Origin of the sequence: Embleya sp. NPDC008237, from assembly GCF_042956465.1 — a bacterium.
In the GTDB taxonomy this organism is placed as follows: Bacteria; Actinomycetota; Actinomycetes; order Streptomycetales; family Streptomycetaceae; genus Embleya.
Genome location: NZ_JBIBGL010000017.1, coordinates 85,852 through 98,514, shown reverse-complemented (window position 1 = coordinate 98,514; position 12,663 = coordinate 85,852). Strand labels below are relative to the sequence as shown.

The following is a 12,663-nucleotide window of genomic DNA, read 5'->3' as shown; positions in this document are numbered from 1 at the left end:
GACCGCACCCACCTGGGGTACCGCTGATGATTCCGCTGTCGTACGCGCAACACCGGATCTGGTTCCTCAACAAGCTGGACGACGGGACGGGCTACCGCATCCCGTTGGTGTACCGACTCGTCGGGGAGCCGGACGTGGCGGCGCTGCGGGCCGCGTTCACCGATGTCCTGGCCAGACACGAGAGCCTGCGCACGGTCTTTCCCGAGTCCGACGGCACCCCCCGCCAAGTGGTCCTGGAGGACTCCGCGGCCTGGCCCGTCCTGGCGGTCGAACGAATTCGGCCGCCGGAACTGCCCGCGGTCCTTCGAGCCGCGGGAGCGCACGTCTTCGACCTCACCACCGAAGCCCCCGTGCGGTTCACTCTGCTCTCGCTCGGACCGGACGAGCACGTCCTGCTGATCCTCCTGCACCACATAGCGGCGGACGGCTGGTCGCGAGAACCACTCCTGCGCGACCTGGCGACCGCCTATGGGGCGCGGTGCGCGGGGCGGGCGCCGGGCTGGGATCCGCTGCCGGTCCAGTACATCGACTACACCCTGTGGCAGCGTGAACTGCTCGGCGACGAGGCTGATCCGGACAGTCTGATCAGCGAGCAACTGGCCTACTGGCGCGGCGCCTTGGCCGGCATCCCGGAGAATCTCTCGCTGCCCGTGGACCGGCCGCGGCCGGCCGCGGCCTCCCATCGCGGCGAGACGATCCCGATGCTGATCGCACCGCGAACGCATCTGGCCCTGATCGAGCTGGCCAGACAGGAGCGGGTCAGTCTCTTCATGGTGTTGCAGGCCGGGCTCGCCGCCCTGTTGACCCGGCTGGGAGCCGGCACCGACATCCCCATCGGCTCGGCCGTCGCCGGCCGGTCCGACGAGGCGATGGACGATCTGGTGGGGATGTGCGTCAACACGCTGGTGCTGCGCACCGACACCGGCGGTAATCCGTCCTTCCGGCAACTCCTGGCCCGGGTACGGGAAACGGACCTGGCGGCGTACGCACATCAGGACGTGCCGTTCGAACGGCTCGTCGACGTGCTCGCCCCCTCCCGTTCGGCGGCGTGGAACCCGCTGTTCCAGGTCATGCTCGTCCTGGAGGACCGCACCACGAACCTCCCGTACCTCCCGGGCCTGCCGGCCACCGAGGAACCGATCGACAACCCGGACTCCAAAGTCGACCTGTCGCTCCATCTCCGGGAGCGACAGACCGACGACGGCAGCCCCGACGGCCTGGAGGGCGGCCTGGAGTTCGCCCGCGATCTGTTCGACTCGATCACCGCCGAACACATGGTCGAACGGCTGGAGTCGGTACTCGCGGCCATGGCTGCGGACCCGGACCGCTCCATCGGCGACGTGGAGATTCTCCGGCCCGGTGAGCGCGGCGCCCTCCTCGGCGCGTGCCACCCGGCCCCGGCGCGAACCCGGGAGCAGTTGCTCCCCGGGCTCTTCGAGGCGCAGGTGGCGCGTACTCCGGAGGCGACGGCACTGATTGCCGGGCAGGCACGGACGACCTACCGGGAACTGAACGCGCGGGCCGACCGGCTGGCCCGATCGCTGACCGGCCGGGGTATCGGCGCCGAGGACATCGTGGCGCTGCTGCTGCCCCGCTCCATCGACGCGGTCGTCGCCATGCTCGGCGTGCTCAAGGCCGGCGCCGCGTACCTGCCGGTGGACCCGGATTACCCGGCCGCCCGGATCGCCTTCATGCTCACGGACTCGGCGCCCACGCTGCTCATCACCACGGGGAGCGCGGCCGGCCCCGCCGGGGCGGGCACCGTCCCCGTTCTGGACATCGCCGACTGGCAGCACGAGGCGGCGGATATGCCGCCCGAAGCGGGACCGACCCGCAGCCCGCGGGCCGGTGTGCCGCACGAGGCGAACGCCGCCTATGTGATCTACACCTCCGGTTCCACCGGCCGCCCCAAAGGCGTGGTGGTGGAACACCGTTCCCTGGCCGCCTATCTGGAACAGGCACGGGCGGCGTATCCGAGCGCGGCCGGGTCGAGCCTGGTCCATACCTCGCTGTCCTTCGACCTGACGGTGACCGCCCTGTACACCCCGCTGGTGAGCGGCGGGCACGCGCGGTTGGACGAGTTGGCCGGGCCGCACACCGACCCGCTCGGCCACTCCCTCTTGGACGTCACGCCGAGCCATCTCGACCTGATGGCGGCGATGCCGGTGGATCCGTCGCCGACCCGATGCCTGCTGATCGGCGGTGAGGCGCTGCGCGGGGAGTCGCTGGCCGGGTGGCGGGAGCAACACCCGGACGTCGTGGTCCACAACCTCTACGGCCCCACCGAGGCGACCGTGGACTGCGCCCGGTTCCGGCTCGACCCGGGCGAGCCCACACCGGCCGGAGCGGTTCCCATCGGCCGCCCCCACGAGGGCCTGAGCATGTACGTCCTGGACGAGCGGCTGCGCCCGGTGCCGAGCGGCGTCGCGGGCGAACTGTACGTGGCGGGTCCGGCCCTCGCGCGAGGCTATCTGGGCCGGTTCGCACTGACGGCCGAGCGTTTCGTGGCGGATCCGTTCGGCCGGGCCGGTACCCGGATGTATCGCACCGGTGATCTGGTCCGCCTGCGCTCCGACGGCGAACTCGAATACGTCGGGCGGGCGGACCACCAGATCAAATTGCGCGGCCACCGCATCGAGCCGGGCGAAGTGGAGGCCGCGCTGCTGGCCCTGCCCGGGATCTCCCGGTGCGCGGTCGTGGTCCACGAGCGTTCTTCCGACGACAGACGCCTGATCGGGTATGTCGTCCCGACCGGTCCGGTCGCGAGCGTGAGCCCGGCAGCCGTCCGGGCGGCCCTCGCCGACGCACTGCCCGCGCCGATGGTCCCCTCGGCCGTCGTGGTCCTGGCCCAACTGCCGGTCACGCCACACGGCAAGCTCGACCGCGCCGCTCTTCCGCCGCCGGAGATCGACGCACCGGTCGGTGACCGGCGGGCGCCGCGTACCCCGGCGGAGGCGTCGCTGTGCCAGGTGTTCGCCGAGGTGATCGGCGTCGACACGGTCGGCATCGACGACGGATTCTTCGAGTTGGGCGGGCACTCGCTGCTCATGCCGCGGTTGCTCACCCGGGCCAAGGAGGCCCTGGGGCTGGAACTGACCCTGAAGCAGTTGTTCGTGCGCCCCACCGTGGCGCAGCTGCTCCGGGACCAGCCCGCGACGGCGGACCTGCTCGGCCCACTGATCCGCCTACGCGGCGGAACGGGTCGGCCACTGTGGTGCATCCATCCGGGGAGTGGCCTGGGCTGGAGTTACGCGGGCCTGCTGCCGTACATTCCGGCCCGACACCCGGTGTACGCCCTCCAGGCGCGCGGCCTCGACGGCTCCACCGCCCTGGCCGGCAGTTTCCCCGAGCTCGTCCGGGACTACTGCGCGCGGATCGTCGACATCCAACCGAACGGGCCGTATCTGCTGGCCGGTTGGTCCTTCGGCGGAGCCGCGGCCCATGCCGTCGCGGTCCGACTGCGCGCGTCGGGGCATGCGGTCGCTCTGCTCGCCGCCATCGACGCCTGGCCGGCGGGCGTTCGTACCGATCGCGACACCGAAGAGCCCTCGGACGTCCGGCTGGTGGCCTTCGACGGCGGGGAGGCGATGGCGGCCCTGGACGAGGAGTCGGTGGCCGCGCTGCTGCGGGCCACCGGCAACAACATCCGCCTCCTGCAGGATCCGGGGATCGTCCCGGAGTTCTTCGACGGCTCGCTGCTGCTCTTCGAGGCCGCGCCCGGCGGCCGAGGAACGCAGGCCGGGCAACGGTGGCGGTCCTGCATCGGCGGGGACATCGCGGTGGTGCCGGTGGACAGCGAGCACCTGCGGATGATGCGCCCCGCGGCGCTGCGGGTGATCGGACCGGTCCTCGCGCGGGCGTTGCGATCGACGATGCCCCTGTCGCCGGCGATCAAGGAGCGGATCTGACATGTGCGGCATCACCGGGTCCATGGTCCTGCACAACGCTCGACCGACGACGGCCGAGGTACTGGAGCGGATGAGCGATACGTTGACGCACCGCGGCCCGGACGCGGCGGGCACCCTGATCCGGGACGGCGTGGCGCTGGCCTGCCGCCGACTGAGTCTGGTCGACCTCGCCGGCGGCGGGCAGCCGATGTCCAACGAGGACGGCAGCGTCACGATGGTGTGCAACGGCGAGATCTTCAACCACGTCGAGCTGCGCGCCCTGTTGCTCGCCCGGGGCCACCGATTCGGGTCGTCCTGCGACGTCGAGGTGATCCTGCACCTCTACGAGGACGAGGGGCCCGAGCTGTTGGCGCGACTCAACGGCCAGTTCGCGTTCGCGATCCACGACCGGCGCAGGCGACAGCTCTTCCTCGCGCGCGACCACGCCGGGATCGCTCCCCTGTACTACACGAACACCGGCGGGCACTTCGTTTTCGGATCGGAGATCAAGTCGATCCTGGAACACCCCGGCGTGCCGCGCGAGGTGGACCTCACCGGTCTGGACCAAGTCCTCACCTTCCCCGGGCTGGTGAGTCCGCGCACCATGTTCCGCGGCATCGAGAGCGTGCGCAACGGCCACTACCTGATCGTGCGCGACGGTGTCGTCACCGACCGGTGCTACTGGGCCCTGGACTACCCCCGCGACGACGTCGCGCACCGGCCCGACGAGTTCTACCCGGAACACCTGCGTGAACTGCTCACCCGGGCCGTTCGGCTCCGGATGCGGGCCGACGTCGAGGTCGGTTTCTATCTCAGCGGCGGCCTCGACTCCTCGCTGATCGGCGCGCTGGCGTCGCAATCGGGACCCCCCGCCCACTCCTTCTCCATCACCTTCCCCGACGCGGCCATCGACGAGTCCGGGTATCAGCGCCTGATGGCGACCAAGGTGGGGTCCGTGCACCACGAGGCGGTCTTCACGGAGCAGGACACCGTCGCCGAACTCCAGCGCATGGTGCGCCATGCCGAGTGCCCGGTGAAGGAGACCTACAACACCTGCTCGCTGGTCCTGTCGGCGCTCGCGCGAGAACACGGCGTCAAGGCGATCCTGACCGGCGAGGGGGCCGACGAACTCTTCGGCGGGTATCCCGGGTACCGGTTCGACGCGGGCGGGCGCGGCCCGGTGGTGTCGGGTGATCCGCTGGAGGACGCCTTCGAGGACGACCTTCGCGCCCGGCTGTGGGGCGACCCGGAGCTCTTCTACGAGCGCCGGTACCACGCGTGGCGGGACGCGAAGTTCGAGCTCTACTCCGAGCAGGCCCGGGCCGCCTTCGCGGAGTTCGACTGTCTGCACCACCCGGTCGTCGACCACGAGCGCCTGGTGGGCAGGCCGCGGCTGAGTCAGCGCTCCTATCTGGACTTCACCCTGCGGCTGTCGGACCACCTGTTGACCGACCACGGGGACCGGATGGCCCTGGCCAATTCCGTGGAGGCCCGCTACCCGTTCCTCGACCGCGCCGTGCTCGATTTCGCCACGCAGGTTCCCAACCGGCTCAAGGTGGGCGCGCGGGGCGAGAAGCTCGTGCTGAAACAGGCCGCGGAGGGACTGGTCCCGCCGGAGATCATCCGCCGGGAGAAGTACGGGTTCCGCGCGCCCGCGAGCCCTCGGCTGCTCCGGCGCAACGTCGAATGGGTCGACGACCTGCTGTCCCCGGCGCGTATCGCCCGTCAGGGCTACTTCGATCCGGCGGTCGTGGAGCAGTTGCGCTCGCGCAGCCTGGACGCGGGCTTCGACCTGCACCCGCACCTGGACGACGATCTGTTGCTCGTCGTCCTGACGTTCGGAATTCTGCTGGACACCTTCAACCTTCCCGGTCACGTGTGAACGCGGGTCGAGCAAAGGAAACCGCAATGGCGTTCGAACCGATCCAGTCGCTTGTCGCGCGCGCGATCGACCGCTTCCCCGACCGAGTCGCCGTACAGAGCGCGCACGGCTCGCTGCGCTATCGCGAACTGGACCAACGCGTCGACGCCGTCGCGGCCGAGCTGTATCGGTGCGGAGCCCGAGCCGGCTCCGTCGTCGCGGTCCTCGCCGGCGACCGGGCCGAGCTGACCGCGGCCCTGCTCGCCGTCCTGCGGCTGGGCGGTGTGGTGGTCCCCCTCGACGTGGGCACCCGGCCGGATCGGCTGGGCTGGATGCTGCGCGAGGCGGACCCCGATCTCCTGGTCGTCGGCGCCGACGACGGCGACCTCGCGGAGGACGTGCGCGACACGTGCGACCGGGCCGCCCTGGTCGATCTGGGCACGGTCAAGGACCGACCCGGGAACGACTACCCGCCCCACGTGCCGGCGCCGGACGATCCCTGCTACCTGTTCTTCACCTCCGGCTCCACCGGCCGGCCCAAGGGGATCCTCGGCCGGCTGAGCGCGGTGGACCACTACATCCGCTGGGAGGCGGAGCTGCTCGGCGCCGGTCCCCAGTGGCGGGTGGGCCAGCTGATCTCGCCCGCGTTCGACGCCGTGCTGCGCGACCTGCTCCTGCCGTTGAGCGTGGGCGCGACGGTATGCGTGCCGGCCGAGGACGTCCGGCTCGACCCGGTCGCCCTGTGCCGGTGGCTGGACCGGGAACGGATCGATCTGATCCACTGCGTGCCCTCGGTCTTTCGCGCCCTGGCGGGCGCGATCGACACGGTCCGGCCGGGGTTCGAGGCGCTGAAGTGCGTGGCCCTGTCCGGCGAGCGCGTGCTGCCCGCCGACGCCGCCGGCTGGTTCGACCGCTTCGGCGAGCGGATCCGGCTGCTGAACCTCTACGGGCCCTCGGAAACCACCATGACGAAGACCTTCCACTTCGTCACCGCCGCCGATGCCCGGGGCAGGTCCGTCCCGATCGGGCGCCCGATGCCCGACACCGTCGTCCTGCTGCTCGACGAACGCGGCCGGGAGGTACCGCCGGGGCGGGTCGGCGAGATTCACCTGCGTACGGCCTACCGCAGCCTCGGGTACCACCGCAGGCCGCAGGAGACCGAACGCGCCTTCATCGCCGACCCCACCCGGCCCGGTGACGACGAAGTCGTCTACCGGACCGGGGACTTCGCCCGCCTGCTGCCCGACGGCACGCTCGACTTCCTCGGCCGCCGGGACCGACAGGTCAAGGTCGGCGGCGTGCGGGTGGAGCTGGACGGGGTGGAGCAGCTCCTGCGCGAGGACCCGTCGGTCGCCGAGGCGGCCGTCGTGTCGGTCGAGCCGGACGACGCCCCGCCGTACCTGTGCGCGTTCGTCGAGACCGGCACCGGGACGGATCCCGAGGAGCTTCGCTCCCGGCTGAGCGAGCATCTGCGCGCACACCTGCCGGACGGCGCGATACCGGGGGTGATCGTGCCGCTGGAGCTCATCCCGCGCACCATCAGCGGCAAGATCGACCGCAAGGCGCTCACCGTGCCCGTGCGGTCCCCCGCCCGACCCGACGCGGACGCCGTCGCACCGCGCACCGCCACCGAACGCACGATCGCCGGGATCTGGGCGCGTACGCTGCCGGCCCCGGTCGACGACGTGCACACCCGGTTCTTCGACGTGGGCACCTCGCTGGCCGTGATCTCGGTACTGGCGCGGCTGACCGAGGAGTTCGGGGTGTCCGTCCCGCTGGCGGACTTCCTGGCGAACCAGACGATCGAGGGCCTGTCGAACCTGGTCGAGCGCTTGCTGCTCGCCGACGACGACGCCGACGACCTCTTCGGGAGCTGACATGACCGACCAGCCACTGGACGCCGAGCAGACCGAGTCCGTCGAACACCGGGTGCGGACGGCCGTGTTGGACCAGGACGGCGTCCTCGACTGCGCCGTCGTGTTCAACGAGGCCGACCCCGCGGCGGCCGGCGCCCGCGCCTGTGTCCGGTGCGGGATCAGCGCCGCTTACCCGGGACTGCGCTTCGACCCGGACGGGGTCTGTTCGCTGTGCGCGCGCTACGCCGCCCATCGATCGGCGATGCACGCCTACTTCCGTGACCCGCGGGAGCTGGCGCCGCGGCTGCGCGAGGCCGCGCGAGGGCGCGGATCGGACTACGACTGCCTGCTGCTGTTCAGTGGCGGCAAGGACAGCACGTATGTGCTCTACCAGCTCGTGGAACTGGGTCTGCGGGTGATGACCTTCACCTTCGACAACGGGTTCATCTCGCGGACCGCGCTGCGCAACGTCGAGACCGTCACCGCCGAACTGGGCATCGAACACGTCACCGCCACCCACGCCGACCAGAAGCGGATCTTCCTGAACTCGCTCCAGGAGCACAAGAGCGTGTGCAACGGGTGCTTCCGCTCCCTCCTGGACTTGAGCACCGAACTCGCGCACCAGCGCGACATCCCCACGGTGGTCACCGGGCTCTCCCGCGGCCAGATCATGGACGAGCGGCTGTCCTGGTTCCACGAGCAGGGCATCTTCGACGTGGCCGAGATCGAGGAGAAGTTGCGGCTGGGCCGGGAGGTGTACCACCAGGCCGCGGGCACGGTCGACGCCGCCGCGGTGAACGCGGTCCAGGTCGTCGACTACTTCCGCTACTCGGCGGTGACGAAGGAGGACGTGCGAGCCTTCCTGCGCGAGCGCTCGTCGTTCTGGGCGCAGCCCACCGATACCGGGTTCTGCAGCTCGAACTGCATGATCAACGATGTGGGCACCTACGTTCACGCCGCGGAGCGCGGTTTCCACAACTACGAGGCGCCGACCCGCTGGGAGGTACGGCTCGGGCATCTGGACGTCGCCGAGGCGGACGCGGAGCTGCGCGCCCCGGTGGAGACCGCGCAGGTGAAACGGATGCTGGCCAGGATCGGCTATCCGGACCCGGCCGACGCCGACCGGACGGGCGCCCGGCTGGCGGTCTACTACGTCGCCGACGAAAGCGCGTCCGGCGACCGGCTCGCGGCCGCGGTGGCCGATGCCCTGCCGCCCGCACTGGTACCGGCGCAGTGGGTGCAGGTGGCGGAGATCCCCAGGGTCGCGGGCGCCGTGGATCAGTGGGCTCTGCGCGGGATGCACCGCCCGAAGGCCCCGGGCTCGCGAGGCGGGGGCGTCACCGCGGACGCGGATTCCGATCGCTCGGTCGCGGTCCGTCCGGTACAGCGTCGGATTCTCGATCGGGATCCGGTCCGGGCGGCGCACCGGGCCCGAGCCCTGTTCCTGACCTCGGAGGCCGGTTTCCCGGTCACCGACCTGAAGCGGGTGTGGCTGCAACTGCTTTTGCACCACGAGGCGTTGCGGCTGCGGTTCGGCCACGGGGACCAGGGCTGGCGGCAGTCCCGGGGCGGCCTCGGCGGTGCGGTGCACGTCTCGCGGGTGGACCTCACCGACCGGGACCCGGGCGCGCAGGGGCAGGTGCTGCGTCGGCTCACCGACCGGATGCGGGCCCGGCTGCACGTCGATCGGGGTCCGCTGCTGCGGGCCGCGGTGGTCGACCGGGGCACCCGGCCGGCGGGTCTGCTGATCGTGGTGCACGAACTGGCCGCGGACGTCGAGTCCTGGCGGGTGCTGTTGGCGGACCTGGCCTTGGGGCTGGGACAGCTCCAGGCGGGCTCGGACGTGCGGTTGCCGCCTGCCGCGTCGTTCCTGGACCACCCGACCGAGCCCGCCGGCGTCGAGGACGAGGCGGGCCCGGAGGTCGCCGGGGTCGGCTGTGTCCTCCCGGGTTCGCCCGCACCCGGGCCGATCGCCGAGGAGCCGCTCGAAGCGCGCTGCCCGGTGCGCGGGGCGACGGCCCGCGACGTCGCCGCTGCGATCGCGCACGTGCTGGTCGAGGAGTTCGGCGGCGGGCGACTGGTCGCGGACGTCCTCGATCACACCACGCGCAGGCCCGCGGCACGGGTGATCGGTCCGCTGGCCGAGGCGGACCGCTGGGTGGTGACCCCGCTCGCGCGGGGAGCGAGCGTCGTACGGGCCGCGGGAGCGGCCGAGCCGGCCAGGGTGCGCTACGAACACTTCGGCGATCCGGCCGCCGCGCTGCTTCCGTCGGGGGTGGCCTGGACGCTGCGCGACACGGTGTGGCGGGACTTCGCCGGGCCGGGGCACCCGGACGACACCGATGCGACGATCACCGGTGTCGTCGACGCCGGCGAGTTCGTGCTCACCTGGTGGTGTCCCGCCTCCGTGGGCACGCGGCTGGCGGCGGCCCACATCCCCGAGCGCGTCGCGCAGCGGCTGATCGGGGAGCAGGCCGGCTGAGGTGGCGCGCTCACGCACCCTCGGTGTGCTCGGTGGGATGGGACCGGCGGCGACGGCGGAGTTCCTGCGGCTGCTGGCCGTGCGCGTCGCGGCCGGCAGCGACCAGGAGCACCCCCGGATCCTGATGCTGTCCGAGCCGGGCATCCCGGACCGGACCGCCGCGCTGCTCAGGGGCGACGACGCACCGCTCCTGCCGATCCGGCAGGCGCTGTTCACCCTTGCCGGCTGGGGCGCGGAGCTGCTCGCGGTGCCCTGCAACACCGCGCACGTCTACATCGACCGATTCCGCAGCCGACTGCCGGTGCCCCTGGTGCACATCGTGGAGGCGAGCGTGCGGGCCGCCGAGGTCGCCAGTCCCGACGGGGCCTGGTTGACGGCGACCGCGGGTACCGTCGCCGGCGGCATCTATCAGCGCTATGCGCAGCACCGGGGATACCGACTCCTGCTCCCCGACGAGGCGCTCCAGCAGCGCATCCACGCCGCCACCGTGCTGGTGAAGGCGAACCGGCTGCCGGCCGCCGGCGCGACCCTGGGTTCGGCGGTCCACGAGCTGCTGCGCATTCGGTGCCTGCCGGTGATCAGCGCCTGTACCGAACTCCCGCTCGCCTACGCGCACAGCGGGCTGCCGGCGGAATTCCAGGTGTCCAGCGTCGACGCGCTGGCGTCGGCCTGCGCGCACGCCCTGTACCCCCACCGCGGACCCGTACCGGGCCTGCTCTCGTCGACGGCCCGACGGGCGGTCGCCGGGTCCGGCTCCGGGTCCACGTCCGATCCCCCCGAAGGAGCACGATGACACGCTCACGCCTGTCGAAGGAACGCCGGCTGCTGCGCGAGACGGTCGCCGACTTCGCCCGCGCCAAGGTGGCTCCGGTGATCGCCGATATCTATCGACGCGAGGAGTTTCCCTACGAACTGGTCGCCGCCATGGGCCGCATGGGCTTGTTCGGACTGCCCTTCGAGGAACGCTACGGCGGCATGGGCGGGGATGTGTTCACCCTGTGTCTGGCCATCGAGGAACTGGCCAGAGTGGACTGCTCGGTGGCCGTCGCACTGTCCGCGGGCGTGACGCTCGGCGCGATCCCCATCCATCGGTTCGGCACCGCGGCACAGAAGGAACGCTGGCTCCCCGCTCTGTGCACCGGCGAGCGGATCGCCGGCTTCGGGCTCACCGAACCCGGCGGCGGGACCGACACGGCGGCGGCCCGCACCAAGGCGGAACTCGACGGCGACGAATGGGTGATCAACGGCAGCAAGGCGTTCATCACCAACTCCGGCACCGACATCACCAGCCTGGTCACGGTGACGGCGGTGACCGGTACCCGCGCCGACGGAGCCAAGGAGATCTCCGCGCTCGTCGTGCCGTCGGGCACCCCGGGCTTCACGGTGGCGCCGTCGTACTCCAAGGTGGGCTGGTGCGCCTCGGACACCCACGAACTCGGTTTCGCCGACTGCCGGGTGCCGGCCGAGCACCTGCTCGGCGAACGCGGCCTGGGCATCGCGCAGTTCATGTCGGTGCTGGACGAGAGCAGGATCGCGATCTCGGCCGTCGGAGCGGGGATGGCCCAGGGCTGCGTGGACGAGTGTGTGCGCCATGCCAAGGAGCGGACGGCGTTCGGGCAGCGCATCGGGGCATACCAGTCGATCCAGTTCAAGATCGCCGACATGGAGACGCGCGCCCACACCGCACGCCTGGCCTACTACTCGGCTGCGGCCTCGATGCTGCGCGGCGAATCCTTCTCGAAGGAGGCGGCGATGGCCAAGCTGGTCTCCTCCAGGGCGGCGATGGACAACGCCAGGGACGCGACCCAGATCTTCGGTGGCTCCGGCGTGATGAACGACAGCCCCGTGGGCCGCTTCTACCGCGACGCCAAGATCCTGGAAATCGGCGAAGGCACCACCGAGGTACAACAGATGATGATCGCCAGGCACCTTGGCCTGTCCTGACCCCACCGCCGGGCAGGCCCGGGCGTGGCGACGGACGTTCGCCCGGCCCGACCCCGGGAGTCCGAGGCTGTGCAGACTGCCCGGAAGGTCGCGTCCGGCCACGCTCGGTCCGGCCGCGACCTTTCTCGGGTGGGGCGAGTGGGTTATCCCAGTCCGCGGTCGAGGGCGGCGGCGAGTTCGCCGTTCTCGGTGTCGCCGCTCAGCTCCCGGAAGAAGGCGCCGCCCAACTGCTGTTCCCTGGCCCACTTCGTCTTGACGGCGAGGCCGGCCGGGGTGTCGTAGCCCCACCATTCGTTGCCGCAGTGGCCGTACGAGGTGCCGCCGGCCAGGCCGGTGTCAGGGCGGGCATTCCCCGCTTCGAATCGCGGATGTCGATCCCGAGCAGGCGTGCACCCGGTGTCGATGTCGGTGGGGGCTTGCACGTTCGCGCGTGGCCGTCGGCGACCTTGCCTCCCCACTCGGGTCCGACGGCCACGATCGGCCCGCCGGCCATACGTGCGCACCCCCTGGCCGACGAGCCGACTGGCGTCCCGGACACGGACCCGCGCGGGGTCGGGGCCCTCCGGGACGCCGCAACGAACACGAGATCAACTGATTGGCAACGGTACTCCGCCGATCCGGCAAGGGAGGAGG

General features: G+C 71.5%; 7 protein-coding genes. 6 read left to right on the top strand and 1 reads right to left on the bottom strand.

Translation table 11 applies throughout. From position 1 onward, the window contains the following. Positions 1 to 26 precede the first annotated feature (26 nt). The 6 genes from ACFZBU_RS35970 to ACFZBU_RS35945 are packed head-to-tail and all read left to right on the top strand — an operon-like array spanning position 27 to position 12,030. Complete coding sequence (locus ACFZBU_RS35970) at positions 27 to 3,908, top strand: amino acid adenylation domain-containing protein (protein ID WP_391587939.1); 3,882 nt, start codon at positions 27 to 29, stop codon at positions 3,906 to 3,908. Between the two features lies 1 nt (position 3,909). Continuing rightward, entirely contained in the window at positions 3,910 to 5,769 is a 1,860-nt protein-coding gene (gene asnB, locus ACFZBU_RS35965) for an asparagine synthase (glutamine-hydrolyzing) (RefSeq protein ID WP_391587938.1), read from the top strand. Positions 5,770 to 5,795: 26 nt separating this feature from the next. Further along, positions 5,796 to 7,625 carry an amino acid adenylation domain-containing protein gene (locus ACFZBU_RS35960; protein ID WP_391587937.1) on the top strand — a complete coding sequence of 610 codons (1,830 nt, stop codon included), beginning with the start codon at positions 5,796 to 5,798 and terminating at the stop codon, positions 7,623 to 7,625. Between the two features lies 1 nt (position 7,626). Then, the gene (locus tag ACFZBU_RS35955) at positions 7,627 to 10,086 is read left to right on the top strand and encodes a condensation domain-containing protein (protein ID WP_391587936.1); all 2,460 of its coding nucleotides are present in this window, start codon (positions 7,627 to 7,629) and stop codon (positions 10,084 to 10,086) included. Position 10,087: 1 nt separating this feature from the next. Continuing rightward, positions 10,088 to 10,879, top strand: a complete 792-nt coding sequence (locus tag ACFZBU_RS35950) for an aspartate/glutamate racemase family protein (RefSeq protein WP_391587935.1) — start codon at positions 10,088 to 10,090, stop codon at positions 10,877 to 10,879. Next, positions 10,876 to 12,030, top strand: coding sequence for an acyl-CoA dehydrogenase family protein (locus ACFZBU_RS35945; protein WP_391587934.1), 1,155 nt, complete (start codon positions 10,876 to 10,878; stop codon positions 12,028 to 12,030). Before ACFZBU_RS35950 ends, ACFZBU_RS35945 begins: the two co-directional genes overlap by 4 nt. A 143-nt stretch (positions 12,031 to 12,173) precedes the next feature. Here ACFZBU_RS35945 and ACFZBU_RS35940 read toward each other — a convergent pair whose 3' ends face one another. Then, positions 12,174 to 12,452, bottom strand: coding sequence for a hypothetical protein (locus ACFZBU_RS35940; protein WP_391587933.1), 279 nt, complete (start codon positions 12,450 to 12,452; stop codon positions 12,174 to 12,176). Between the last annotated feature and the right edge of the window lie 211 nt (positions 12,453 to 12,663).